Origin of the sequence: Brucella sp. NBRC 113783, assembly GCF_040372265.1 — a bacterium.
In the GTDB taxonomy this organism is placed as follows: Bacteria; Pseudomonadota; Alphaproteobacteria; order Rhizobiales; family Rhizobiaceae; genus Brucella; species Brucella teleogrylli.
The window spans coordinates 988,115-1,011,997 of the sequence record NZ_BAABRX010000002.1; the positions used below are offsets into that span (position 1 = coordinate 988,115).

Consider the following 23,883-nt stretch of genomic DNA (forward strand, 5'->3'; position numbering starts at 1 on the left):
TGCTCAGTCTTGCGGCGGCTCCACGACGGCTATCGTCAGCCAGGTGGCCGTCAACGCAGGCTTGAGCGAGTTTTCGATTTCAAGCGTCACGTCGTAATAATTCACGACGCGGCCCGATGGGCGAATATCCGCATCGGCCAGCTTGAAGCGCGCGCGCACCCGTGCGCCGGTCTTGACCGGCGACTGGAAGCGCAGCTTGTCGAAGCCGTAATTGATGCCCATGGTCGCGCCTTCCAGCATCGGCAGCGCTTCATAAGCCAGCGTCGACAAAAGCGACAGCGTCAGAAAGCCATGCGCAATGGTGCCGCCAAAAGGCGTTTCCTTGGCCGCGCGTTCCGGATCGACATGGATGAACTGATGATCGTCGGTTGCATCCGCAAACTGGTTGATCATTTCCTGCGTGACTTCGCGCCACTCGGAACATCCGATTTCCGTGCCGATTGCTTCGCGCAACTGGTCGAGCGTGATTGCGTCTTTCATTGGCTGGCTATTCCTGCTGAACTGATTTGCCCTTTGTTTACCTTATAAACTTCAGGCAGCAACCAGAATTTCCCGGGCGATATCATCCCAATGCGTGAAAACCTGATGCGCACCCTTGGACGACAGACGCTCGGCATGACCGTCATAGGTATGCGCGCCGCCGGTGTAACCAAAGGCGGTCATGCCCGCTGCAATCGCGCCTTCGACACCGAAGGGCGAATCCTCGATCACCACGCAGCGCGCCGGATCGACGCCCATCTTGTCGGCGGCAAACAGGAACAGGTCGGGCGCAGGCTTGCCGCGCTTCACCATGCTGGACGAATAAACCGCATCGCCGAAATAATGGCTGATGCCGGTCTTCTCCAGACTGAACGCAATACGCTCCGGGTGCGAGGACGATGCCACGCAACGCTTCTGCGGCAGTTCGCGCAAGAAATTGGCGATACCCACGGTCGGCTCCAGCGATTCCGCAAAAAGTGTGCGCGTTGCTGGCCAGAACTCGCCATCGACGCCATCTGGCAGGCGATGGCCGGTCATATCCTCGATCATCTTCATGATATCGGCCTGTTTCATGCCGATGCCCTTGGCCACCGTGCCCTGCGGCAGCTCCATGCCGTGGCTGGCATAGACCCGCTCGAAAGCGAGGCAGGACAGAACTTCGCTATCGACGAGAACGCCGTCGCAATCGAAGATCACAAGATCAAAGGGGGATACACTGCTCATTTTGGCTCCAGTGGCCCTATAAAGGGATGCATATTTTGTCGCGCTGATTGGGGGTGCGCGCCTGTCGGTGTTGATATAGAGACTGTTCGTCTATTACGCACCTATATCAACACAAGCGTGACAAATTTATCTCGCCTGTGTGGCTTTGACATTTTGCGGAGAGTTTCATGACGACAAATGTGGCACTGGTTGGACTGGCACGCGATCTTGCAGCGCGGGCTGAAACCGGCAAGCCGATCCGCATCGGTCTGATTGGCGCTGGCGAAATGGGCACCGATATCGTCACGCAGGTGGCGCGGATGCAGGGCATCGAAGTCGGCGCACTTTCCGCCCGCAGGCTGCCCAACACATTCAAGGCCGTGCGCACCGCCTATGGCGATGAAGACAATGCGCAGGAAGCCAACAGCGAAGCCGCGATGACCCGCGCCATTGAGAGCGGCAAGATTGCCGTCACCGGCGACAATGACCTGATCCTCTCCAACCCGCTGATTGATGTCGTCATCGACGCCACCGGCATTCCGGAAGTGGGCGCTGAAACCGGCATAAAGGCCATTCGCAACGGCAAGCATCTCGTGATGATGAATGTCGAGGCCGATGTCACCATCGGCCCCTATCTCAAGGCCGAGGCCGACAAGCAGGGCGTGATTTATTCGCTGGGCGCCGGCGACGAACCCTCTTCCTGCATGGAACTGATCGAATTCGTTTCCGCCATGGGTCACAAGGTTGTCGCGGCTGGCAAGGGCAAGAACAATCCGCTTAATTTCGATGCGATCCCCGACGATTATCAGGAAGAGGCCGACCGCCGGAACATGAATGTCCGCCTGCTGGTCGAATTCGTCGACGGTTCCAAGACCATGGTTGAAATGGCGGCCATCGCCAACGCCACCGGGCTTGTGCCGGACATTGCGGGCATGCACGGCCCCAAGGCCGCAATCGACGAGTTGAATCGCACCCTGATCCCGAAGGAAGACGGCGGCGTTCTCAACAAATCCGGCGTGGTCGATTATTCCATCGGGCGCGGCGTATCGCCCGGCGTCTTCGTCATTGCCAAGATGGAGCATCCCCGTCTCGTCGAGCGTCTGGAAGATTTGAAAATGGGAAAAGGCCCGTATTTCACCTTCCACCGCCCTTTCCACCTCACCTCGCTGGAAGTGCCGCTAACCGTGGCGCGCGTGGTGTTGCACGGCAAAACCGACATGGTGCCGCTGCCGAAGCCGGTGGCGGAAGTCTGCGCGGTTGCCAAGAAGGAATTGCGGCCCGGCGACCGTCTCGATGCCATTGGCCAATATTGCTATCGCTCGTGGATCATGACGACGCCGGAAGCACGTGCGGCAAAGGCCATTCCCTGCGGCCTGCTCCAGAACGGCTCGGTCATCGCGCCCATTAAGAAGGGCGAACTCATCACCTATGCCAACGCCGCGCCGCAGCCCGGATCGAAGATCGCCGAACTGCGCGCTTTGCAGGATGCGATGTTAAGGGAGTAAGGGAGTAAGGGAGTAAGGGAGTAAGGGAGTAAGGGAGTAAGGCAATACGGTCCGTATATTTGCAAGTCAAACATACTCCCCTATTCCCCTACTCCCCTATTCCCTTCTTAATGATCCAACGCCTTCACAATACTCTCCACCATCTTCTTCGCATCGGCGAAGAGCATCATGGTGTTGTCGCGGAAGAACAGTTCGTTTTCCACGCCTGCATAGCCGGAGCCCATGCCGCGCTTGATGAACAGAACCGTGCCAGCCTTGTCGACATCGAGGATCGGCATGCCGAAGATCGGTGACTTCGGATCGGTCTTCGCCGCCGGATTGGTGACGTCATTGGCGCCGATCACGAAAGCCACATCGGCCTGCGCGAATTCCGAATTGATGTCTTCCAGCTCGAACACTTCATCGTAAGGCACGTTGGCCTCGGCCAGAAGCACGTTCATATGGCCCGGCATACGACCAGCCACGGGATGGATGGCGTATTTGACTTCCACGCCTTCCGCCTTGAGCTTGTCAGCCATTTCACGCAGCGCGTGCTGGGCCTGCGCCACCGCCATGCCATAGCCCGGCACGATGATGACCTTGGAAGCGTTCTTCATGATGAAGGCCGCATCGTCGGCAGAACCCTGCTTGACCGGACGCTGTTCAACCTCGCCAGCCGGGCCGCCAGACGTATCGCCGCCAAAGCCGCCGAGAATGACCGAGATGAACGAACGGTTCATGCCCTTGCACATGATGTAGGACAGGATCGCGCCCGAAGAGCCGACCAGCGCGCCGGTGATGATCAGCGCCAGGTTGCCAAGCGTGAAACCAATGCCTGCCGCTGCCCAGCCCGAATAGGAATTGAGCATGGAGACCACGACCGGCATATCCGCGCCACCGATTGGCACGATGATCAGCACGCCGAACACCAGCGACAGAAGCACGATCAGCCAGAACACGAAATGGCTTTCGGTATTCACCAGCACAACAACCAGCAGCACGATGGCTGCGGCAAGAGCCGCGTTGATGACATGGCGTCCCGGCAGCATGATCGGCTTGCCCGACATGCGACCGTCAAGCTTGAGGAAGGCGATGATCGAGCCGGTGAAGGTGATCGCGCCAATGGCGACGCCCAGCGACATTTCGATCAGCGCCTGACCGTGGATCTGGCCCACTTCGCCGATACCGAAGGAATGCGGCGAGTAAAGTGCGGCAGCGGCCACCAGAACGGCGGCAAGACCGATCAGCGAGTGGAACGCGGCCACAAGCTGCGGCATGGCCGTCATGGCGATCCGGCGCGCGATGACCGCACCGATACCGCCGCCAATGGCGATGCCGACGACGATGAGTGCCAGACCGCCGAAGCTTGGACGCGCTAGCAGAAGCGTGGTGACGATGGAAATCGCCATACCGATCATGCCGTACATATTGCCCTGACGGCTGGTCGTCGGATGCGACAGGCCGCGCAGCGCCAGAATGAACAGCACGCCGGACACGAGATAAAGGAAGGCTGCGAGATTAACGCTCATAATGGTTCAGCCTCACTTTTCTTTTTTCTTGTACATGGCGAGCATGCGCTGGGTGACCAGAAAGCCGCCAAAAATGTTGACGCTCGCCAGAATGAGCGCAATGAAACCGAAGCCGGTTGCCCAGCCCGAAAGAGAAAGGCCAACCGCCAGAAGCGCACCCACCACGATCACCGAGGAAATGGCATTGGTCACGGCCATCAGCGGCGTATGCAGTGCAGGCGTAACCGACCAGACCACGTAATAGCCGACGAAAATCGACAGGATGAAAATCGCAAAGCGGAACACGAACGGATCGATCGCGCCGCCCGATGCGGCATGCGCGGCAGCCGCCGCAGCGTCACCCAGACCACCGGCATTTTCCGCAGCCTGACGGACGGCATCCGCGGCCTGGTTCAAGCTCTCAAGAGCTTTATCGAGACTAGTTTCGGCCATTATGCCTCTCCTCCATCAACTGGAGACTTGGGGGAAGACGAAGACTTTGCAGCGGCCTTCGGTGCTTTTGCAGGCGCTTTTTTCGCCGCTTTCGGCGCAGCAGGTTTCGCTGCATCGCCAACGACTTCTGCCTTGGCGACCTTCGGCTTTGGTGCGGCTTTCGGCTTTGCAGCCGGTTTTTCAGCGACAACAGCAGGCGCGGCATCGGCCTTGGCGAAAGCCGGGTGCAGGATCTTGCCCTGATGGGTCAGAAGCGTCGCCTTGACCAGTTCTTCTTCCGGATCGATCTTGAGAAGCTTGGTTTCCTTGTCGACCAGCGTTTCCACGAAAGCGATCAGGTTGCGTGCATAAAGCTGCGAGGCACTCGCGGCAATGCGGCCCGAAACGTTGAGATGACCAACAATCCGGACGCCATTGACCTCGGCGATCTGACCGGCGACAGCGCCTTCGACATTGCCGCCGCGCTCGACCGCGAGATCGACCAGCACGGAACCCGGACGCATGGAAGCAACCATTTCCTTGGACACCAGACGCGGGGCCGGACGGCCCGGAATGAGCGCCGTGGTGATGACGATATCCTGCTTGGCGATATGGTCGGCGACGAGTGCGGCCTGCTTCGCCTGATATTCCTTCGACATTTCCTTGGCATAACCGCCAGAGGTTTCGGCAGCCTTGAACTCATCATCCTCGACCGCGATGAATTTCGCGCCGAGCGAGGCGACCTGTTCCTTGGCGGCCGGGCGAACGTCGGTTGCCGTCACGACCGCACCGAGACGTCGTGCCGTTGCGATGGCCTGAAGACCCGCAACGCCTGCCCCCATCACGAACACCTTGGCGGCTGGAACCGTACCGGCTGCCGTCATCATCATCGGCATGGCGCGGTCATAGACTTTCGCCGCGTCGATCACCGCCTGGTAACCGGCAAGGTTCGCTTGGCTCGATAGCACGTCCATCACCTGCGCACGGGTGATGCGCGGCATGAATTCCATCGTGAAAGCCGAAATGCCAGCCTTGGCAAGTGCTGCCACCGCGTCTTCATGACCATAAGGGTCCAGCATGGCAAAAAGCGCCGCGCCCGATTTATACCCTTTGAGTTCCGTATCCGTAGGACGGCGCACTTTGAGGACAACGTCTGCCGTTTTGGCATCCGCCGCCGTGCCGATGCGGGCGCCCGCTGCCGTAAACTCGGCATCGGGGATGCGCGATTTCTCACCGGCGCCTTTTTCCACAACGACATCGAAGCCGAGCGCGATGAATTTCTTCACCGTCTCCGCCGATGCCGCAACGCGTGTCTCGTTGGGGTCACTCTCTAGCGGGATAAATAACGTCTGGGCCAAGCTGGTTTCCCTTTCATGGTCTTGATCCGGGCTTGATCCGGCCTTGCGGTCGGGCAGAATTGCGAGCCTCTCAAATGAGGCTCTTTCATAAGAACTGATATTGACGCGACAGTTGCAAATTCGTCAGGCCGTGGCGAAACGAGTGATTTTCGAGCACCGGAGCGGAGCGTACTTTTGGGTACGCGAGCACCGGTGCGCAGGAAATTGCGGGTTGCAGCCCGGCATGGCGAAGAATGCGACTGTAGTGCTAAGACATGCATAAAACCTCGGCATGGTAACCCACGCCAAGGCATTCGATCAAATCATGCGGGGTTAATCCCGGTTCTCTCTTAGATCTTGCTGCATTTTCGCAAGGCCGGATGTCGTCATCCAGCCCGCGTCAATGCGCTAAAGGATGAACCAGGCGGCGACGCAGACTAGGACAAATAGAATGGTCGCGGAAAAGAAACCACCAGCGAAAAAGCCGAACGCCATGGCAATCATAAGGGCGACGAGCGCCACCGTGCCCCATTTAACCAGGCCCGTGAAACCGGCATAAGTTTTCTCATGCTCAGCATAGTCCATCGGTGCGCCAAGTTCAGCCGGAGCCGTCGTATGATGTTCTGCCATTTTCGTTCCACCCATTCAGATTTTCCACCCAACATCCATGATGTTAAGCGAAAACACCTGCAATCTTCAACGTGTCCGCAACAAAAGCCCGGCCTATACGGCAAGTCTTTTCGTCGCAGCCAACCCTCTCTCCGCATGAAGCGGTTCCGCAGTGTTCGTAAATCGAATTCACGCGATGCGCTACATTTAAATGTTTAGAACAGTTTATGCGCCGAGGCCGGTATATTTCGCGGTCGCCATGATGGTCAGCGGCACGGAGCCGCCCCGCATATCGGCAAACATCGCCTGCCGCTCGCGCGGTAATGACTTGAAGAACGGGAAGCGCACCGCAACCGCATCGCGAATATTGCGGATCGGCGCTGCACCCAGCCCGACCTTGATGCCATAGCCCGCATGTTCGCGCGCATCGGCCATCATCGTCGTGCCGAAGATGCGTTTGTAAAAGGCCATATGCTCAGGCTTCACCGAGGCAAGGCATTGATCTGCCACGAAGAATTCTGACGCCATCGCCGCAATGCGCAATGTGATATAGGGGATGGCCGGATATTCACTCAGCAATTCGGGATCGGCGGCAAAGCGGGTCGGATCGACAAAGTGCATGCCGCTATTGAGCAGCGGATCGAGAATATCGGGAAACAGAGCATAGCTCGTTCCCTTGCGATGATCGGGCGTGATGTGATGAATGCGCAATGTGCTGACAAGCTGCCCGTCGACATGCACGCCATAGACGAAAGCGTGGCTGTCCCGGTCGATATCGTCGATGATGGACGGTACTTCGGCCTCGTCCATCACATTGCGGGTACGATAGGAACGATAACGAAGCCGACCGATCTCTTCCAGATCCTCCGCATGGACAATTCGCCGATACTCGACACGATCCAGAAAATGCAGCAGCTGTCGCGCAAAATTGGATAGCGGCGGCTTCTCCCCCGAAACAGCTGAATCAGTCATATAAGCGATTTCCGCACCACCAAATCATGCAAATCATGCACTTCAATTCAGCGCGCAGAATAAGCAGCTTTCCCTTCATGTAAAGGTATAAGTTCAACCGCATATACGCCCCCGCGCCATTTTTGAGACATAATATTGCCACAGATTCGCCACATCGAGACAGCGTTTTTGTGGGCCACCGGATGATAAATGCGCGTTGAAGCGCATTTCAGGGCCTCTTGCCGTGTTTGCCATAATTCGATGACCGGTCCCGGCAACCTGTTTTTCATTCTTGAAGCGAAGTTCAGCGCATCCGTCGCGCGCAATTGTCACGGGGCGCACGGTCCCGACCTAAAAAGGATCAGGCAACCGTACGGCCGCCCTCGCGCCATGTGACGGATTTCGTCGTCATCGAGCCGATCGTGTCGGCGGGCAGCGGCATGCCGAGAAGATAACCCTGCACCAGATCGGCACCGGCGGCAACGCGGATCAGCGCCAGCTGTTCTTCGGTTTCCACGCCTTCGACGGTCACGCCGAGACCAAGCTCGTGCGAAAGCTGCGTCACACCGCGCAATAGCATCAGCGACCGGCGGTCGGTGGTGATGTCGCGCACAAAGGAACGGTCCACCTTCACCTTGGTCAGCGGCAGCGTGTTGAGATAGCTCAGGCTGGAATAGCCCGTGCCGAAATCGTCGAGCGCAATGTTGATGCCCGCATTCTTCAGCCGCTGCAGAACCATGGATGTCTTGTTGCGGTCGGCAATGATCGCGCTTTCCGTCACCTCGACTTCGAGACGGTGTGCAGGCAACCCGGATTTCTGCAAGGCTGCGGCGATATCACGGGCAATCTCGCTGCTTTTCAGGTCGATGGCCGACAGATTGACGGAAACACCGATACGGTCCCCCCAGGTCAGGCAATCCATGCAGGCCTGTTCCAGCATGAAGCGGGTGATATCGGTGATAATCCCCATTTCCTCAGCCAGCGGGATGAATTCCGCAGGCGGCACATTGCCCAGCTCCGGATGCTCCCAGCGCGCCAGTGCTTCACAAGCAACAATGCGCAGAGACTGCGCACTGACGATGGGCTGATAGACGACCTTGATTTCATTATTGCCGATGGCCTGTCGGAGATCGGCCTTGAGCTTCTGGCGGCTGCGATATTTGGTATCCATCGCGCCGACGAAAACTGCCCATTGCCGGTCTTCATGACCTTTTGCTTCGTAAAGCGCCAGATCGGCATTGATATGCATATTGCCGACATCGCAGCTCGCGATATTCTCAATCGCGATACCGGCGCTGATCTCGATATGCACATGATCGCCATCGAGATCATAAACGCCGGACACGACCGAGGTGATATGATCCATCACGCCGGTAATTTCGGCTTGCGTCTGAAGATTGAACACAAACACCACGAACTCGTCGCCGCCGAAACGTGACACCACAAAGCGCTGCTGGTCGAGCGAATAAAGCCGCTCCGCAAACAGCCGCAACAACACATCGCCCGTGTGATGGCCAAGCGTATCGTTGACATGCTTGAAGTGGTTGATGTCGATGACGACCAGAGCGGCAAAACTGTCCGACGGCTGGTGGGCGCGCAGCGTGCGCACCATGGTCTCGAAATAATTACGGTTCGGAAGGCCGGTCAGACCATCGAACCGCGCCATATGCTGAATGCGGGCTTCTGCCTCGACACGCTGCGTCACGTCCTCGAACATGAGAACCGCGCCGTCGCCAACAGTCTGGTTGCCGATACATTCTATATAGCGCTCGCCGGAAAGTTGAAAAATGTCGCGTGTCTTGCGCCCGGCAACGAGATCGGTCATGCGGGCGCGCACATTGGTCATGTCGTTGTGCGGAAACAGCCCTTCCCGCGCGCAATAGCGCAGCAGCACTTCCAGCCTGCGCCCGTGCAGCTTGGTGTGTTCGGCGATCCGCAGCATCGCCTTGGCCTTGTTGTTGATCACCGCAATGCGGCTCTGGCCGTCGAGCATGAGAAGGCCCTGCGGCATATTATTGAGCGCGGCATCGAACCGCCCCGCCACAATCGACAGGCGCCGCTTGCCCATGACGGCAGCGAAGAGAAATTCGCGCAGGCCGTTCGCCATCTCGATATTGGACAGGAAATACGGGATCAGCAGCAGGCCGATAATGATGTGAAAGGGAGTCCCCGCAAGCACGAGCCCGGCCAGAACCGGAATGAGCGTGCAGATCGACATCAGAACGACCGCCTTCGCCGAGGCATAATTGCGCCCGACGATGGAAACGACGGAAGCCAGCAAAATGGTCAGGCTCGCCAGTTCGGCAAAGGGATCGCGCAGCACGAAGATCGAGAAGAAGCACAACATGCCGAGCGTTGCGCAGACCAGTGAAGCGCCTATGAGATAGCGCAATTCCCAGCGGTCGAGATCGGCGGATGTGAGTTGGGTAAGCCTGGCGCGATCGAACTGCCGCATGTCGTAGAGACGACCGAGAGCGACCACAGCAAAAAGCCCGGCAAAGCCGATGAAATGCCAGTCGAGTGTTTTTACATAAATGACGACACAGGCCACCACATGGGCCAGCAAGCCAAACCAGAGCGTAGTGCGATTACCATAAAGTGATCGCATGAAAGAAAGCCGCACGTCTGCAGGTATGTCAGGTTTACGGCTTCGCCACATGTCCTTGCTTGTGTCCCTATCGTGAGGGCGATTATTGCACTAATGACTTAAAAATATCTTTCGCGAAATGAAACCACAAGCTGTTACCACCGCCACCATAAGATGTATCCCAACTATTTTTACGGGAACAACTTATCTGCAAGCTGGAGAACAGCAATACAACCATAAGCTTTTAAAGCGAAGCACCTCAAACAATTTGACCGCGAAAGCAGAGCGCGAAAACGGGCTGTATTTCGCCTTCCCCGGCATCAGCTCTTCACGGGTGATCTACAGCAAAACTAGAGAATATCGCCGGGATTTCACAACCACTGGAGGAAACCCGGATGAAAGCCTGCCAGAGCCGGATAAATCGCTAGCTCGGATGGACACATTCAAAGGCTGTGCCCACCATCCACATTGACGATTGTGCCGGTCATATAGCGGCTGGCATCCGAGGCCAGCATCAGCACCACGCCGTCAAGATCCTGCGGTTCGCCAAGGCGGCGCAGTGGATTACGCCCTTTGAAGTAGCCTGCGGCGGGTCCGCTGAGCTGTTCCTCGTTGATTCGGGTCGGAAACCAGCCCGGAGAGATCGCATTGACGCGGATATCGTGCCCGGCCCATTCAAGCGCGAGCGCGCGCGTCATCTGGGTAATGCAGGCTTTGGACATGGAATAAGCCGCCGCACCCTTCTGCGGCCTGTCGCCCAGAATGCTGGTCGTATTGATAATGCAACCGCCTGCGCCATGAGCGATCATGCGGCGCGCGGCTTCCTGCGCCACGAAGAAAGCGCCAGCCACATTGACCTCGAAAATATGCTCCAGCATATCGCGTGTCGTATCAAGCGCCCGCGCCATATGGGCCACACCGGCATTATTGAACAGGGTCGTAATCGGCCCGAAACGCTGCTCGGCTTCATCGAAGGCGCGTATGATTTCGTCAGGATGGGTTACATCAGCCATGATTTCCAAAACTTCGCCGCCCGACGGACACAGGCTTTCACCGGCATGCGTGCGCGAAATGGAGATCACTTTTGCTCCATGGCCCGCCAGCACATGCACCATGCGCAGGCCCAGACCCGAGGAACCTCCCGTCACGGCAATGACCTTGCCCCGGACGGAAAAAAGCTGATCGTCAGTCATGCATCCCCTCAACTGCCAATCCATTTTCACCCCTATTAGAGCATTTCCAGCAAAAGTGCGTAGCGTCTGCGCGGGGAAATCAATTCGCTGGACTGATTTCTTATCCCGCTTCGATGCGTAGGATAATGCTCAAAAACAAATAGATAGAGCGGTTCCACAAATCGTCTTAACCGGAACCGCTCCAGGACATTCATAACGGCATTTAACCCGTGCATAGAGGCAAAAAACGCTTCAAATCAAGACAATACACAAAAGCCGCACGAGCGTGATGAAAAGACGACACTTCCTGCCAATTGCAGAAGCCTTCATTCACGCACATCTTATCCGAAAACTGTTTCACAGTTTTGAGGATGTGCTCTATTGCAGAAGGCTGAGAGCCAAATTCATGGATTTGAGTGCTATGTCGAAGTCCCGCCCCCTCATTGCCGTACCGACTGACGTCAAACCTTTCGAGAATTACACCTGGCATGCAGCGCCGGATCAATATCTGGCTGCGGCCATCGATGTCGCGCAAGTGACGCCGCTTCTGGTGCCAAGCTTCGGCGACAAGATGGATCTTGACGCCATTCTCGACGCGGTGGATGGCGTGCTGATCACCGGCTCGAAATCCAACGTCAACCCTGCCCTCTACGGTGTCGAGCCGAGTGCGGCCTTCGAACCCTATGACGATGCGCGTGACGCGACCTCGCTGCCACTGATCCGCGCGGCCATTGAAAAAGGCGTGCCGGTACTGGCGATCTGCCGCGGCATTCAGGAATTGAATGTGGCGCTGGGTGGCACGCTGGCCACCGAAATTCAGGAATTGCAGGGCCGGATGGACCATCGTGCGCCGCAATCCGAAAGTCAGGCCGAGCGTTTCGCGATCCAGCACCCGATCCGGATCAAGCCGGATTCATGCCTTGGCGCAATTTTGAAAGAAGACAGCGTAAAGGTGAACTCGGTGCACCGTCAGGCCATCGACCGGCTTGCGCCGCGCCTTGAAGTGGAAGCCGTGGCCGAAGACGGCACCGTGGAAGCCGTCTCCGTCAAGGACGCCAAGGGTTTTGTCGTCGGCGTCCAATGGCACCCGGAATATTGGGTCCAGTCCGATGCCCCCTCGCGGAAGATATTCGAGGCGTTTGGCGAGGCGGTGCGGGAGCATAAGATAGGGCAGTAGGGCAGTAGGGCAGTAGGGCAGTAGGGCAGTAGGGCAGTAGGGCAGTAGGGCAGTAGGGCAGTAGGGCAGTAGAAGATTATGGTCGTTTCGGCCGTCCGCAACCAAAACATACTGCCTTATTCCCATACTGCCCTACTGCCTTACCTCCGCCGTCTCCGGCACCGGCGTGATCGCCTTGCCGGTATCGAACCACGCAATGAGATTATCGATCACCAGATCGGCCATGGCCTGACGGGTCTTGTGCGATGCGGATGCGATATGCGGCAGCAAAACCGTATTCGGTGCATCGAGCAGGCCCTGCGGCACCGATGGTTCGTTGGAGAAAACATCCAGTCCCGCAGCCGCAATCGTGCCGTCATTCAAAGCCTTGGCCAGCGCGTCTTCATCGACCAGCGAGCCGCGACCGACATTGATCAGAACGCCATCGGAACCGAGTGCTTGCAGCACGTCAGCATTGACCGCCTTGGCCGTTTCCGCACCACCCGGCGCAACCAGAATAAGCGTGTCGACCGCCTTGGCCAGCTCAAGCAGGCTTGGATAATAATCGTAAGCGACACCTTCCGCCTTGCGGCGGTTATGGTAGGAAACCGGCAGGCCAAACGCTTCCACACGATGGGCGACCGCCTTGCCGATACGGCCAAGGCCGAAAATGCCGACCTTGCGTCCGCGCAGCGAAAGCTTCGACAGCGGATAGCGGCCTTCCTTTTCCCAGCGGCCCGCACGCAGGAATTCCTGCGACTTCGACAATTCGCGCACCGTATCGATCAAAAGGCCGAGCGCCGTGTCGGCCACTTCGTCGGTCAGTACGTCCGGCGTGTTGGTGACCATCACGTTGCGGGTGGCGGCATGTTTGGCATCGACGGCATCATAACCGACGCCGAAATTGCCGATGATCTTCAGATTGGGCAAAGCGTCGATGAGCGCGGCATCCACGGTGGACATGCTGGCAATGCCCTGCACATCGCCAGCCCAGGCCGCATCAACGAGCGCCGCGTCGCCGCGCGGGATGCGGCGTACCGAAAACTCACCCGACAGGCGTTCGACGGCATAATCGTTGAAGTTACCGAGCACCAGAACGGTTGCGTCGCGCTTGGTCATGACAATATTCCTCTGGGCATTTCGCAGTTCGTGGGAGACCGGTAGCCGGTCAGCTTGAACCGGACCCGGAGCGTGGAAATCAGGGCTGTTTAGGCTTGGACGTCGATTGCCTTATATGCAGTTCCGGCTTGATGAGTTCCTGCGTCGAGGCAACCTCGACACCGTTCAGCTGATCGAGCAAAGCGCGGGCGGCGCGGCGTCCGACCTCGCGCTGGCCGTTCCAGACGGTCGTAAGCGCAGGCGTTGCAATCGCCGCCTCTTCCAGATCGTCATAGCCGGTCACGGATATGTCGTCGCCCGGCACAAGCCCGGCGCGCGCGATGCCATTCATCAGGCCGATTGCGGTCAGGTCGTTCCAGCACACGGCAGCCGTCGGCTTGTCCTTCAAGGCGAGGAACTGCGGCGCGACTTCAAACCCGCCCTGTTTGGTGCGCGGACCCGCGATGCGCCAGTCGTCGCGCACTTCAAGCCCGGCCTTCTCCATCGCCTGAACATAACCGCGATAACGGTCGCGACCGGTCGAGGTCTGGTCAGTGCCGCCGATCATTGCGATGCGCTTGTGACCAAGCGAAATCAGGTGATTGGTGGCAAGGCCGACGCCATAAGCATCGTCGCCCCGAAACACGGGCGCATGCACGCCCTCGACACTGCGCGCGATGAAAACGACCGGCAGGCCGTTATCCTCGGCGATCTGGATATCTTCCGGCGGCGTACCGATGGCGGGCGACATGATCACCCCGTCGGCGCCAAGCTGCAAAAGCGTGTCCATGAAGGTGCGCTGCTTTTCCAGCTGGTCGTAATGGTTGGACAAAATGAAGGTCTGGCGGGACCGGTCGAGTTCCGATTCGATGGATTTCAGAATTTCCGCGAAAAACGGGTTCATGATGTCGTGCACCACGACACCGACAATCCCCGACCGCGACGTGCGCAGGCTCGCTGCCCTGCGGTTATAGATATAACCGATGGCGCGGGCATGTTCCTTGATCTTCTCACGGGTCTGGTCGGCAACAAGCGGACTGTCGCGCAGCGCAAGCGAAACGGTAGCCGTCGAAACACCCAGCGCATCAGCGATGGTCGAAAGCTTGATTTTCTGGGCCAAGTCGCCTCCCCAACGGTCCATGCCACGAAAGCCCCGCGTCACATGTCACAAGGGCGTCATCATTAAAACGGTTATGCCATTGCAATTATTGAATTGAAAGTATTTTTGGCATCAAGCTGAAACCGCCGCCGCTTATTCAGCTTCGTCGTCGTCAATGGCATCGGCGGACGATTCTTCCGCCACACGCGACAGACCGCGCAGCGCCAGATTGCCTTCCATTCGACCCAGCATTTTCAGGAACGTCTTGCGCTCCTTCTTGTCGAGGCCCTTCAGCATGTCCTTGTCGGTCTTGCGAATGGATTTCTCGATGGCCTTGATCGTCTCAAGTCCCGCCTGCGTCAGATAAACATGCGACTGGCGCTGGTCGGTATCGGATGCACGCTTGGCGACAAAACCCTGCCCTTGCAGACGGGCAATCGTCTTGGTGATGGTTGGCGGGCGCACGCCAAGCCGCTGCGCAAGCACGCCGGGCGTGAGACCGTCTTCAGCGGCCAGTTGCAGCATGACTGCATCCTGTCCGGCATAAAGTCCCTGTTCCAGAAGCCTTGTGGCCAGAACTGTTCTTGAAAGACGCGCCACGGATTGCAGCCGATAAAGTACAACCGCTTTATTGTCCTTGTTCATCGCCACCTCACCCTTTGTTGCGACTTCATTCTGTCGCTCGATCGACATTGCCGGAGATGTTTATAGCGTAAAATATTGTCCGACTTATGAAACAACAAGGTTAAAAACATTTCGCTGAAGTGAGGGGCGGTGTTTTTACCGCTTGGGTTGCCCCCCCGGCGAACCGACGTTAGGTTCGACCACCAGAAAAAACAGTGAGGAAAATATGACGGAACTGCGCGATCAGAACAGCGATATGATTGTCGTCCTGCCCCTTGGCGCACACGAACAGCATGGCCCTCACCTGCCGTTCGAGACGGACACGATCATCGCGGAAAGCATTGCCGCGCGGGTTGGCGAGGCGATACCGGCTGGTCTGAACGTCAATTTCCTGCCGGTGCAGCCAGTCGGCTATTCCATCGAACACATGGATACCGAAGGCACACAGAGCCTCGCCTTTTCGGAAGCGGTCAACCAGTGGATCGGCATCGGCGAAAACCTGCATGCGGGCGGCATCCGCAAGCTGGTGATGCTGAACGCCCATGGCGGCAACTCGCCATTGATGACCATCGTGGCGACCGAATTGCGCGTCCGGCTCGGCATGCTCGCAGTCGCGACGAGCTGGACCCGCTTCGGCCTGCCGGACGGCCTGATCACGCCGGAAGAAAAGGCGCTCGATATTCATGGCGGCTTTATCGAAACCTCGGTGATGCTAGCGCTGCGGCCCGATCTGGTGGATATGTCGAAAGCACGCAATTTCAGCAACGCCCAGTCACGCTACGCCGAGGAATTCAAGTTCCTGCGCGCCTATGGTCCGCACGCATTTGGCTGGAAGATGCACGATCTCAACCCGGAAGGCGTTGCAGGCAACGCTGCCGCAGCAACGGCGGAAGCAGGCGAAAAGCTGATCGCCAATGCCGTATCCGGCTTTGTCGAACTGCTGCGCGATGTCCATCGCTTCGATCTGGCGCGGTTCAAATCCTAGGGTTCATACCGATGGCGCGAATGTGAAGGGGCATATGTAATAATATAGCATTGCATATGGCATTACTGTCGTCGTTCCCTTATATGAAATGTCCGATCCGAAGTCCCGGCATGCGCCTTTGCGCACCGACCGATCCGGGGCCGCAACGTCTAGAGGCATGATCATGAGCCAGGCTGAAGCCCAAACCACAGCAGAGGCGACCACTGAAGCTGGCCGCATTCCCGTTACCGTTCTGACCGGCTATCTGGGCTCGGGCAAAACCACCCTTCTCAACCGCATTCTGACCGAGAATCACGGCAAGCGTTATGCCGTTATCGTCAATGAATTCGGCGAGATCGGCATCGACAACGACCTGATCGTCGAGTCGGATGAAGAAATCTACGAAATGAACAATGGCTGCATCTGCTGCACCGTGCGCGGCGACCTGATCCGCGTGGTGGAAGGTCTGATGCGCCGTCCAGGCCGTTTCGACGCCATCGTCGTGGAAACCACCGGCCTTGCCGATCCGGTTCCGGTCGCGCAGACCTTCTTCATGGATGACGACGTGCGCGCCAAGACCGGCCTCGACGCCGTTGTCGCCCTCGTGGATGCCAAGCATCTGCCGCTGCGCCTCAAGGACAGCCGCGAAGCCGAAGACCAGATTGCCTTTGCCGATGTCGTGCTGATCAACAAGACCGATCTGGTGACGCCGCAAGAACTGGCCACCATCGAAGCCACGGTTCGCGCCATCAACCCGCATGCCATCATCCACCGCACCGAGCGCGCCTCGATCCCGCTTGAGCGCGTTTTGGACCGTGGCGCCTTCGACCTGAAGCGCGTGCTGGAAAACGATCCGCATTTCCTCGACCATGATCATCCCGATCATGTCTGTGGCCCGGATTGCGACCATGATCATGGGCATGACGACCATCATCATGACCACCACGGGCACCACCACCATGCGCATGATCACGACCATGATCATCATCACCATGACCACGATCATGTCTGCGGCCCGGACTGTGACCACGATCATCACCACCACGATCATGCCTCGCCAATCCACGATGTGACGGTTAAGTCTGTTTCGTTGCGGGCCGGTGATATCGATCCGGCAAAATTCTTCCCGTGGATTCAGAACATCACCCAGACGCAGGGGCCGAACATTCTGCGCCTCAAGGGCATTATCGCTTTCAAGGACGATCCGGACCGCTATGTGGTTCAGGGCGTTCACATGATCATCGAAGGCGATCACCAGCGCGCATGGAAGCCGGAAGAAAAGCGGGAAAGCCGTCTTGTCTTCATCGGACGCGAACTCGACCCGGCTGAATTGAAAGCCGGTTTCGAAAACTGCCAAGTCAAATAAGAAATACTGGACACTGATGCCTACAGTTGCCCCGTTTGACCTCGAAGGTCATTGTCTTCATGCGCGCTTCATCGGCGACGTTCCTTTCTTTGCCATGGCTGATGGGACGATCCATCGGCTGGATAACGGCAACCAGAGTTCGACGGCCCATGACGGACTGTTGAGCGCTGTGGTTGCCGTTGACGGCAAGTCGCTCATCACCGGCGGCGAAGACGGTCGCGTCTGCCGCACCGATGCCAGCGGCACGGTGACCGAACTCGCCAAGGTCCCGCGCAAATGGATGACGGCTGTTGCAGCCGGTCCCGGCGGTACGGTCGGCTTTGCCTCGGGCCGTTCGGCATGGGTGCGCAACTCTGACGGCAAGGTGCAGGAATACACGCAGGAACGCAGCATTGAAGGCATTGCCTTTGCGCCGAAGGGCCAGCGGCTTGCGATTGCCCGCTACAACGGGGCGACGCTGATTTGGACCGGCACCGCCGCCAAGCCCGTCGAACTGGAATGGAAAGGCGCGCATATCGGCGTCATTTTCTCGCCCGATGGCCGCTTTCTCATCACCTCGATGCAGGAAAATGCCTTGCATGGCTGGCGTCTGGAAGACGCCAAGCACATGCGCATGACCGGCTATCCGGCAAAGGTGAAGGACTGGTCGTGGAGCGTGAAGGCCAAGTGGCTTGCAACATCCGGCGCGCCTGCGGCCATCGTCTGGCCTTTTGCGGGCAAGGACGGCCCGATGGGTAAGGCCCCGCTTGAGCTTGGCCTGCGCGGCGACAGCATGGTGACGACGGTTGCCTGCCATCCGGTCGAGGATATCGTCGCCATTGGTTATAATGACGGCATGATCATGCTGGTTCGTTTTGCCGATCAAAAGGAAGTTCTGCTGCGCCGCCCCGGCAAGGGCGCCATCTCCAGCATGGGCTGGGACGATCAGGGCCACCGCCTCGCTTTCGGTTCGGAAGTGGGGGATTGTGGCATCGTCTCTTTAAGGGATTAGGGGAATAAGGGAGTAGGTTTTAAAAGAGTGTCAGGCGCTTCTCGCCCAACATACTCCCCTATTCCCTTATTCCCCTACTCCCCTAACTCACGGTCTGCGCATCGACACCGCAGGCGCACCGTCTGGTCCAAGCGACGCGACCCACTGGCTGATTGCGGCGGCATCCTTGTCGCCGAGCATGTGATCGGCATCAATCGTGCGCGCATCGACGCGCGCGCCGCTGGAGCGCAGAAGCGCGGAAAGCGCGGGCGCAAAGGGTGAGTAGAGCTTGTCTTCCTCGCCGGTGATCGTCAGCACGCGCGTCTTGCTCAGATTGGCAACCGGCGCATTGTCCAGCACCGGCATCGAGCGCATCAGCACGGCACGCTTCACCAGATCAGGATGCAGCATCATGGTTGCCGCCAGGAGATTGGCGCCGTTCGAATAGCCCACGAAAGTCGCGTGCGTAAGGTCGAGGTCCTTGTCGTCGGCAAGCCGCGTCAGGAACGTCACGAAGGCATTGGCTTCGAGCTTGATATCCTTCTGGTCGAACTTGACCGGCGTGATGCGCTTGTACCAGCGCGTGCCGCCGTCCTGCATGACACGACCACGAATGCCGAGCAGTGTCGCGCGCGGCCAGATTTTCGACGCCAGCGGGACAAGGCTGGTTTCATTGCCGCCCGAACCGTGCAGCAGGATAACCAGTTCGTTGGACGCTTTTTCCGGCGTATAGAAGCGGTGGATGAACTGCCTGCTGCGGGAGAAATTCTGTTCCGGCGTAATTTCCGTATCCATCTTCTTCTCGCGCATGGTGACGCCTTCGCCGAGCTTCGGGGCGCCTTCTTCTTCTTTCATTGAAGCGGCAATACCGCTCAGTGCCTTGCCCTGACCTTTCGTGGAAACAGCCACAGGCTGCCCCTCAGCAAAAGCCGAGCCGGTCGATACCATAAGCGCAGCCGCCAAAGCGGCAATAAACATCTTCTTTACCATGATCTCTACATAGCCAACGAGACGTTAACGAAGGTTTGAAAGCGGCCCCTCAACAAGGCGATTGAGCACGGCCTTCGCGGCGAATGGAACTCTCTTAACAGCAGAGATTTAGCAGGAATGTGGCGAAATGCACGAAAAATTACGACCTGTTACAATTCTGTTACATCTCCATTGCGAGACTTATTCGCCATCACTAAAGCGTGAGCCACACCGAAGCGATGAAAACTCCTTGCTTTTGACGTGTTTGGCGAGAAAATCAGCTATTATGCGGGAGAAAGAGATCAACGCCCATGAGCAGCTTTAAATTCAGCCGTCTTTCGCATGCCCGTCTCACTTATGATGCGGTGACACCGAAGAACCTCTATCTGCACCGTCGGCAGTTTATGGCGGGCCTCGGCGCGCTCGCTACCGCAGGTTTTGCGTCGTCGGCTTTTGCAGACCCGCTCAAGGCTGTCGCATCCGCCTATAAGGTCGATGAAAAGCTGACCCCGAAGGCCGATGTCACCAGCTACAATAATTTCTATGAATTCGGCACAGACAAGAGCGACCCAGCCGCCAATTCCAGCGATTACAAGCCGCTGCCCTGGAAGCTGACCATCGATGGGCTGGTGAAGCAGCCGAAAGAATTCGACATGCGCGAGTTGATCGACAAGATGCCGCTGGAAGAGCGCATCTATCGTATGCGCTGTGTCGAGGCGTGGTCGATGGTAATCCCGTGGATCGGCTTTCCGCTGGCAAGCCTGCTGTCACAGGTGGAGCCACTCGGCTCTGCCAAATATATCGCCTTCACCGGTGTCGTGCGCCCGGAGGAAATGCCCGGCCAGAAGGGGCTGTTTCAGGTGCTGGACTGGCCCTATGTCGAAGGGTTACGACTGGACGAAGCCCGGCATCCGCTGACCATCCTGGCGGTTGGCCTTTACGGCGAGACGCTTCCCAACGCCAATGGCGCGCCGATCCGGCTCGTGGTGCCGTGGAAATATGGTTTCAAAGGCATCAAGGCCATTACCCGTATCTCCTTTGTCGAGAAGCAGCCGCCCACCTCGTGGCAGCAGCAGGCCGCCAATGAATATGGCTTCTATGCCAATGTGAACCCGGCGGTCGATCATCCCCGCTGGAGCCAGGCGACAGAACGGCGCATCGGCGAGGACAGTTTCTTCGCTTCCAGCCGCCGCCCGACCCTGCCCTTCAACGGCTATGCGGACGAAGTCGCGTCGCTTTATACCGGCATGGACCTGAAGGCGAATTACTGACATGGCAGCCGAGAGAATGGGTGCAACCGAAGGGGGCGCGAAAAAGCCGACGCGTCGCCAGACTGATGGCTGGAAGGTCTGGCTGCTCTATGCGGCGGGGTTTGTTCCGGCTGTCTGGACCTTCTATCTCGGCGCGACCGGCGGCCTTGGTGCCGATCCGGTCAAGACGTTCGAACATACGCTCGGTCTCTGGGCGCTGCGCTTGCTGATCCTGACATTGCTCGTCACCCCGATCCGCGACCTGACCGGCATCAGCCTGCTGCGCTATCGCCGGGCGCTCGGTCTTCTCGCCTTCTATTATGCGCTTATGCATTTCGCGACCTATATGGTGCTCGATCAGGCGCTGAATTTTCCGGTTATCATCGCCGATATTCTCCGCCGCCCCTTCATCACCATCGGCATGATCAGTCTCGTGCTGCTTGTGCCTTTGGCGCTGACCTCCAACAACTGGTCGATCCGTCGGCTCGGACGCCGCTGGACCAGCCTGCACAAGCTCGTCTATGTGGCCATTGCAGGCGGTGCGATCCATTTCATCCTATCCGTGAAAAGCTGGCCCGCAGAGCCGATCATCTATGCCGCCATCGTCGCAGCGCTGCTGCTGTGGCGGCTGGTGCGTCCCTACAGGCGCAATCGAAAGACATCCGCGCCGCGCCCGCGTGGAGAGGCTGTCGCCTTAAAGAAGTAACGGCTAATAGAAGAGCTTCTTTTTACAGATTCCAATGTACTGAACTAAATTTATCCATTTTTTGGATAAGCAATGACATTGCGCCGCAAATCATGTCAGTATCGCCGCCAATTCCACATTGATTACCACAACTGGCGAGCACTGAGGCCCATGACGTCTATTTTGAAATCGGCGCCCGTTCGCATCGCAGGCAAGTTTATCTTCATCCTTTTCGCTCTTATCTTTGCGATCTGGGCGAGTTTGGCGATGTGGTATCAGTTGCCCTTCGGCAGCGTTGTTCGCCAGGCGATCATCGCGCTGTGGTTGCTCTTCACCCTCTGGACCATAGCCGGGGAAAGGCGCTTCTCCTGCTGGCGCAAACGGCTGTTCTTCTGCCTCCTCGCGCTCATCATCCTCGGCTGGTGGACGACCATCCGCCCTTCCCTCGACCGCATGTGGGCGCCGGACGTCGCGCGCATCGTTACCGGCAAGGTGGATGGCGATATCGTCACGCTCACCAATGTTCGCGATTTCGAATGGCGCACGACGGAAGACTTTACCGAAAATTGGAAAGACGAAACCTACGATCTCAGCAAGATTACTTCGGTTGATATCTACCTGTCCTACTGGTCGAGCCCGGCCATCGCTCACACGCTGCTTTCATTCGGCTTTGCGGATGGGCGTCATGTGGTCTTCTCCGGCGAAATCCGCCGCGAGCATCATGAGGTCTTCTCGTCTATTGGCGGCTTTTTCCGGGAATTCGAGCTGGCGATGATCGCCGCCGAGGAACGGGACATCATCTATCTGCGCACCAATATCCGCAAGGAAGACGTCTACCGCTATCAGGTCAAACTGCCGCCCGGCCCGGCCAGACAATTGTTCCTGTCCTATGTCGAGCGCGGCAACCAGCTGGCCGCAAAGGCGGAATTCTACAACACGCTGACCACCAACTGCACGACCATGATCTTCGACATGGCGCGGCTGCTCGATCCAACATTCCCGTTCGACTATCGCATTCTGCTGTCAGGCTTTCTGCCCGGCTATCTTTTCGACAATGGCTGGATCGAGAATGGCGGTTCGCTGGAAGAAATACGCCAGCGCGCATCCATCGACGCAAAAGCGCAGGCAGGCGGACGCGACGGCTTCTCGCAACGCATCCGCGAATAAAAAACCCCGCTTCGCAGCGGGGCTTTCTCAAGCATTCGCGCTGGGATCAGATCGCAGCGGTGATGATGATTTCGACCTTGTAGTCCGGCGTTGCAAGGGCTGCTTCACCGGTTGCACGAGCTGGCGTGTTGGCCGGATCGACCCAGGCATCCCAGACAGCGTTCATTTCGGCGAAATCCTTCATGTCGGCGAGCCAGATGATCGCCTGAAGAATCTTCGACTTGTCCGAACCGGCTTCCTTGAGCAGGCGGTCCACTTCGGCCAGAACGGCCTTGGTCTGATCGGTCACGCTGGCGCCGGGCACACCCACTTGACCGGCGAGATAAACGGTGTTGCCGTGGACCACGGCCTGGCTCATGCGTGGACCAACTCCGATGCGACGGATGCTCATGGTGAACTCCTCTGAATGCTGCTGCGGAAAGTGTTCCGCATTGGAAAAAATGTGCGCTCTCTTATGGAAGCCCAAGTGCCGTTTGGCAATGGCGTTGCCATGCGTGATCGCTTAAATTCGAAAACAGGAGGACCGACCATGGAGAAGCCGCTTGCCGACATCTACCGCGATTACATCGCCTGCCTGAACGGACAGGACTGGGAAAATCTCGGCCACTTTGTCCATCAGGCGGTCTCGCATAATGGCAGAGCTTTCGGACTGGCGGGCTATCGCGCCATGTTGGAGCAGGATTTCAAGGCGATCCCCGATCTCCAATTCAGTATAGACCTGCTGGTCTGCGAACCACCGACAGTTGCAGCCCGTCTGGCTTTCGATTGCACGCCCGTTGGCGTCTTTCTCGGCTTGCCGGTCAATGGCCGCAAAATCCAGTTCGCCGAAAACGTCTTTTACACCTTTGACAATGGACTGATTAAAGGGGTCTGGTCGATCATCGACAAAGCTTCTATCGAAGCACAGCTTTGATCGCATCTGCGGATTGACTCTTGAGGCCCCTCCCCCTATAAGCCGCGTCACGTTCGCCCGCGCGGGTCTACGGATGGTTTATGCTGTCCGCCGCAGGGAAAAGAACCAGCTCCTGTTCAATAGAGCATGATCCCGAATAAGGGTAACCGGTTTCGGGCCAGATCATGTTCCACTGAAAAACAGAATTAAGAAGGGCCGCACACCGCGGTATTAAAAAAATGAAGCGCACTTATCAGCCATCCAAGATCGTCCGCAAGCGTCGTCACGGTTTCCGTGCACGCATGGCTACCACCGGCGGCCGCAAGGTTCTCGCCGCTCGCCGTTCGCGCGGCCGTAAGCGGCTTTCCGCTTAATCTTTGC

The 23,883-nt window shown here is 57.8% G+C and carries 24 protein-coding genes; 10 read left to right on the forward strand and 14 right to left on the reverse strand.

Features of this window, described 5'->3' with window-relative positions; all coding sequences use genetic code 11:
- Window positions 1-3: 3 nt before the first annotated feature.
- Both ABWW11_RS10045 and ABWW11_RS10050 read right to left on the reverse strand, forming a co-directional pair.
- The gene (locus ABWW11_RS10045) at window positions 4-480 is read right to left on the reverse strand and encodes a MaoC family dehydratase (protein ID WP_109369614.1); all 477 of its coding nucleotides are present in this window, start codon (window positions 478-480) and stop codon (window positions 4-6) included.
- A gap of 51 nt (window positions 481-531) precedes the next feature.
- Entirely contained in the window at window positions 532-1,203 is a 672-nt protein-coding gene (locus ABWW11_RS10050; protein WP_109369615.1) for an HAD family hydrolase, read from the reverse strand.
- A 167-nt stretch (window positions 1,204-1,370) separates the two neighbouring features.
- On the opposite strand from ABWW11_RS10050, the gene ABWW11_RS10055 reads away from it, so the two are divergent.
- Complete coding sequence (locus ABWW11_RS10055) at window positions 1,371-2,687, forward strand: 1-deoxy-D-ribulose 5-phosphate reductoisomerase (protein WP_109369616.1); 1,317 nt, start codon at window positions 1,371-1,373, stop codon at window positions 2,685-2,687.
- A 107-nt stretch (window positions 2,688-2,794) separates the two neighbouring features.
- Here ABWW11_RS10055 and ABWW11_RS10060 read toward each other — a convergent pair whose 3' ends face one another.
- The 7 genes from ABWW11_RS10060 to ABWW11_RS10090 all read right to left on the reverse strand — a co-directional run bounded on the left by ABWW11_RS10060 (window position 2,795) and on the right by ABWW11_RS10090 (window position 11,283).
- Window positions 2,795-4,195, reverse strand: coding sequence for an NAD(P)(+) transhydrogenase (Re/Si-specific) subunit beta (locus tag ABWW11_RS10060; protein WP_109369617.1), 1,401 nt, complete (start codon window positions 4,193-4,195; stop codon window positions 2,795-2,797).
- 12 nt (window positions 4,196-4,207) lie between these two features.
- Window positions 4,208-4,627 carry a proton-translocating transhydrogenase family protein gene (locus tag ABWW11_RS10065; RefSeq protein ID WP_021587083.1) on the reverse strand — a complete coding sequence of 140 codons (420 nt, stop codon included), beginning with the start codon at window positions 4,625-4,627 and terminating at the stop codon, window positions 4,208-4,210.
- Window positions 4,627-5,964 (reverse strand): Re/Si-specific NAD(P)(+) transhydrogenase subunit alpha, encoded by a 1,338-nt coding sequence (locus tag ABWW11_RS10070; RefSeq protein ID WP_109369618.1) that lies wholly within the window; start codon window positions 5,962-5,964, stop codon window positions 4,627-4,629. The genes ABWW11_RS10065 and ABWW11_RS10070 overlap by 1 nt, the downstream gene beginning before the upstream one ends.
- A gap of 387 nt (window positions 5,965-6,351) precedes the next feature.
- Window positions 6,352-6,573 carry an aa3-type cytochrome c oxidase subunit IV gene (locus ABWW11_RS10075; RefSeq protein ID WP_109370289.1) on the reverse strand — a complete coding sequence of 74 codons (222 nt, stop codon included), beginning with the start codon at window positions 6,571-6,573 and terminating at the stop codon, window positions 6,352-6,354.
- Between the two features lie 204 nt (window positions 6,574-6,777).
- Complete coding sequence (locus ABWW11_RS10080; RefSeq protein WP_109369619.1) at window positions 6,778-7,524, reverse strand: N-acyl amino acid synthase FeeM domain-containing protein; 747 nt, start codon at window positions 7,522-7,524, stop codon at window positions 6,778-6,780.
- A gap of 340 nt (window positions 7,525-7,864) precedes the next feature.
- Window positions 7,865-10,162, reverse strand: a complete 2,298-nt coding sequence (locus tag ABWW11_RS10085) for a putative bifunctional diguanylate cyclase/phosphodiesterase (RefSeq protein WP_109369620.1) — start codon at window positions 10,160-10,162, stop codon at window positions 7,865-7,867.
- A 371-nt stretch (window positions 10,163-10,533) separates the two neighbouring features.
- Window positions 10,534-11,283: an SDR family NAD(P)-dependent oxidoreductase gene (locus tag ABWW11_RS10090; RefSeq protein ID WP_109369621.1), complete on the reverse strand. Its 750-nt coding sequence runs from the start codon at window positions 11,281-11,283 to the stop codon at window positions 10,534-10,536.
- Between the two features lie 400 nt (window positions 11,284-11,683).
- Here ABWW11_RS10090 and ABWW11_RS10095 point away from each other — a divergent pair, with 400 nt between their 5' ends.
- Window positions 11,684-12,439 carry a gamma-glutamyl-gamma-aminobutyrate hydrolase family protein gene (locus ABWW11_RS10095; protein WP_109369623.1) on the forward strand — a complete coding sequence of 252 codons (756 nt, stop codon included), beginning with the start codon at window positions 11,684-11,686 and terminating at the stop codon, window positions 12,437-12,439.
- A 132-nt stretch (window positions 12,440-12,571) separates the two neighbouring features.
- Here the strand turns inward: ABWW11_RS10095 and ABWW11_RS10100 are convergent, their stop codons facing one another.
- From ABWW11_RS10100 to ABWW11_RS10110, 3 genes are all read right to left on the reverse strand, one after another.
- Complete coding sequence (locus ABWW11_RS10100) at window positions 12,572-13,537, reverse strand: 2-hydroxyacid dehydrogenase (protein ID WP_109369624.1); 966 nt, start codon at window positions 13,535-13,537, stop codon at window positions 12,572-12,574.
- A 79-nt stretch (window positions 13,538-13,616) separates the two neighbouring features.
- Window positions 13,617-14,636: a LacI family DNA-binding transcriptional regulator gene (locus tag ABWW11_RS10105; RefSeq protein WP_109369625.1), complete on the reverse strand. Its 1,020-nt coding sequence runs from the start codon at window positions 14,634-14,636 to the stop codon at window positions 13,617-13,619.
- Window positions 14,637-14,768: 132 nt separating this feature from the next.
- A complete protein-coding gene (locus ABWW11_RS10110; RefSeq protein ID WP_109370290.1) occupies window positions 14,769-15,260 on the reverse strand; it encodes a MarR family winged helix-turn-helix transcriptional regulator in 492 nt (163 codons plus the stop codon).
- Window positions 15,261-15,465: 205 nt separating this feature from the next.
- Here ABWW11_RS10110 and ABWW11_RS10115 point away from each other — a divergent pair, with 205 nt between their 5' ends.
- From ABWW11_RS10115 to ABWW11_RS10125, 3 genes are all read left to right on the forward strand, one after another.
- The gene (locus ABWW11_RS10115) at window positions 15,466-16,224 is read left to right on the forward strand and encodes a creatininase family protein (protein ID WP_109369626.1); all 759 of its coding nucleotides are present in this window, start codon (window positions 15,466-15,468) and stop codon (window positions 16,222-16,224) included.
- Window positions 16,225-16,387: 163 nt separating this feature from the next.
- Window positions 16,388-17,569, forward strand: coding sequence for a CobW family GTP-binding protein (locus ABWW11_RS10120; RefSeq protein WP_181376101.1), 1,182 nt, complete (start codon window positions 16,388-16,390; stop codon window positions 17,567-17,569).
- Between the two features lie 16 nt (window positions 17,570-17,585).
- Window positions 17,586-18,560 (forward strand): WD40 repeat domain-containing protein, encoded by a 975-nt coding sequence (locus ABWW11_RS10125; RefSeq protein ID WP_319081263.1) that lies wholly within the window; start codon window positions 17,586-17,588, stop codon window positions 18,558-18,560.
- Between the two features lie 87 nt (window positions 18,561-18,647).
- On the opposite strand, the gene ABWW11_RS10130 is transcribed toward ABWW11_RS10125, so the two are convergent.
- On the reverse strand, window positions 18,648-19,529 hold the full coding sequence (locus tag ABWW11_RS10130) for an alpha/beta hydrolase (protein WP_109369629.1): 882 nt from the start codon (window positions 19,527-19,529) through the stop codon (window positions 18,648-18,650).
- Between the two features lie 290 nt (window positions 19,530-19,819).
- On the opposite strand from ABWW11_RS10130, the gene msrP reads away from it, so the two are divergent.
- The 3 genes from msrP (at window position 19,820) to ABWW11_RS10145 (ending at window position 22,610) form a co-directional block, all read left to right on the forward strand.
- A complete protein-coding gene (gene msrP / locus ABWW11_RS10135) occupies window positions 19,820-20,779 on the forward strand; it encodes a protein-methionine-sulfoxide reductase catalytic subunit MsrP (RefSeq protein WP_121538853.1) in 960 nt (319 codons plus the stop codon).
- 16 nt (window positions 20,780-20,795) lie between these two features.
- Window positions 20,796-21,464, forward strand: a complete 669-nt coding sequence (msrQ, locus tag ABWW11_RS10140) for a protein-methionine-sulfoxide reductase heme-binding subunit MsrQ (RefSeq protein ID WP_109370291.1) — start codon at window positions 20,796-20,798, stop codon at window positions 21,462-21,464.
- A gap of 150 nt (window positions 21,465-21,614) precedes the next feature.
- Entirely contained in the window at window positions 21,615-22,610 is a 996-nt protein-coding gene (locus ABWW11_RS10145) for an Lnb N-terminal periplasmic domain-containing protein (protein WP_109369630.1), read from the forward strand.
- 46 nt (window positions 22,611-22,656) lie between these two features.
- Here ABWW11_RS10145 and ABWW11_RS10150 read toward each other — a convergent pair whose 3' ends face one another.
- A complete protein-coding gene (locus ABWW11_RS10150) occupies window positions 22,657-23,001 on the reverse strand; it encodes a RidA family protein (protein ID WP_109369631.1) in 345 nt (114 codons plus the stop codon).
- Between the two features lie 138 nt (window positions 23,002-23,139).
- Between ABWW11_RS10150 and ABWW11_RS10155 the strand changes: the two genes are divergently transcribed.
- Together ABWW11_RS10155 and rpmH are read left to right on the forward strand one after the other, a co-directional pair.
- The gene (locus tag ABWW11_RS10155) at window positions 23,140-23,523 is read left to right on the forward strand and encodes an ester cyclase (protein WP_109370292.1); all 384 of its coding nucleotides are present in this window, start codon (window positions 23,140-23,142) and stop codon (window positions 23,521-23,523) included.
- Window positions 23,524-23,741: 218 nt separating this feature from the next.
- On the forward strand, window positions 23,742-23,876 hold the full coding sequence (rpmH, locus tag ABWW11_RS10160) for a 50S ribosomal protein L34 (protein WP_006467565.1): 135 nt from the start codon (window positions 23,742-23,744) through the stop codon (window positions 23,874-23,876).
- Window positions 23,877-23,883: the final 7 nt, after the last annotated feature.

Bases quoted from the DNA above. Each gene is read 5' to 3' on its own strand.
- ABWW11_RS10045 (WP_109369614.1), bottom strand. From the start codon at position 480: ATGAAAGACGCAATCACGCTCGACCAGTTGCGCGAAGCAATCGGCACG.
- ABWW11_RS10050 (WP_109369615.1), bottom strand. From the start codon at position 1,203: ATGAGCAGTGTATCCCCCTTTGATCTTGTGATCTTCGATTGCGACGGC.
- ABWW11_RS10055 (WP_109369616.1), top strand. From the start codon at position 1,371: ATGACGACAAATGTGGCACTGGTTGGACTGGCACGCGATCTTGCAGCG.
- ABWW11_RS10060 (WP_109369617.1), bottom strand. From the start codon at position 4,195: ATGAGCGTTAATCTCGCAGCCTTCCTTTATCTCGTGTCCGGCGTGCTG.
- ABWW11_RS10065 (WP_021587083.1), bottom strand. From the start codon at position 4,627: ATGGCCGAAACTAGTCTCGATAAAGCTCTTGAGAGCTTGAACCAGGCC.
- ABWW11_RS10075 (WP_109370289.1), bottom strand. From the start codon at position 6,573: ATGGCAGAACATCATACGACGGCTCCGGCTGAACTTGGCGCACCGATG.
- ABWW11_RS10080 (WP_109369619.1), bottom strand. From the start codon at position 7,524: ATGACTGATTCAGCTGTTTCGGGGGAGAAGCCGCCGCTATCCAATTTT.
- ABWW11_RS10085 (WP_109369620.1), bottom strand. From the start codon at position 10,162: ATGTGGCGAAGCCGTAAACCTGACATACCTGCAGACGTGCGGCTTTCT.
- ABWW11_RS10090 (WP_109369621.1), bottom strand. From the start codon at position 11,283: ATGACTGACGATCAGCTTTTTTCCGTCCGGGGCAAGGTCATTGCCGTG.
- ABWW11_RS10095 (WP_109369623.1), top strand. From the start codon at position 11,684: ATGTCGAAGTCCCGCCCCCTCATTGCCGTACCGACTGACGTCAAACCT.
- ABWW11_RS10100 (WP_109369624.1), bottom strand. From the start codon at position 13,537: ATGACCAAGCGCGACGCAACCGTTCTGGTGCTCGGTAACTTCAACGAT.
- ABWW11_RS10110 (WP_109370290.1), bottom strand. From the start codon at position 15,260: ATGAACAAGGACAATAAAGCGGTTGTACTTTATCGGCTGCAATCCGTG.
- ABWW11_RS10115 (WP_109369626.1), top strand. From the start codon at position 15,466: ATGACGGAACTGCGCGATCAGAACAGCGATATGATTGTCGTCCTGCCC.
- ABWW11_RS10120 (WP_181376101.1), top strand. From the start codon at position 16,388: ATGAGCCAGGCTGAAGCCCAAACCACAGCAGAGGCGACCACTGAAGCT.
- ABWW11_RS10125 (WP_319081263.1), top strand. From the start codon at position 17,586: ATGCCTACAGTTGCCCCGTTTGACCTCGAAGGTCATTGTCTTCATGCG.
- ABWW11_RS10130 (WP_109369629.1), bottom strand. From the start codon at position 19,529: ATGGTAAAGAAGATGTTTATTGCCGCTTTGGCGGCTGCGCTTATGGTA.
- msrP (WP_121538853.1), top strand. From the start codon at position 19,820: ATGAGCAGCTTTAAATTCAGCCGTCTTTCGCATGCCCGTCTCACTTAT.
- msrQ (WP_109370291.1), top strand. From the start codon at position 20,796: ATGGGTGCAACCGAAGGGGGCGCGAAAAAGCCGACGCGTCGCCAGACT.
- ABWW11_RS10145 (WP_109369630.1), top strand. From the start codon at position 21,615: ATGACGTCTATTTTGAAATCGGCGCCCGTTCGCATCGCAGGCAAGTTT.
- ABWW11_RS10150 (WP_109369631.1), bottom strand. From the start codon at position 23,001: ATGAGCATCCGTCGCATCGGAGTTGGTCCACGCATGAGCCAGGCCGTG.
- ABWW11_RS10155 (WP_109370292.1), top strand. From the start codon at position 23,140: ATGGAGAAGCCGCTTGCCGACATCTACCGCGATTACATCGCCTGCCTG.
- rpmH (WP_006467565.1), top strand. From the start codon at position 23,742: ATGAAGCGCACTTATCAGCCATCCAAGATCGTCCGCAAGCGTCGTCAC.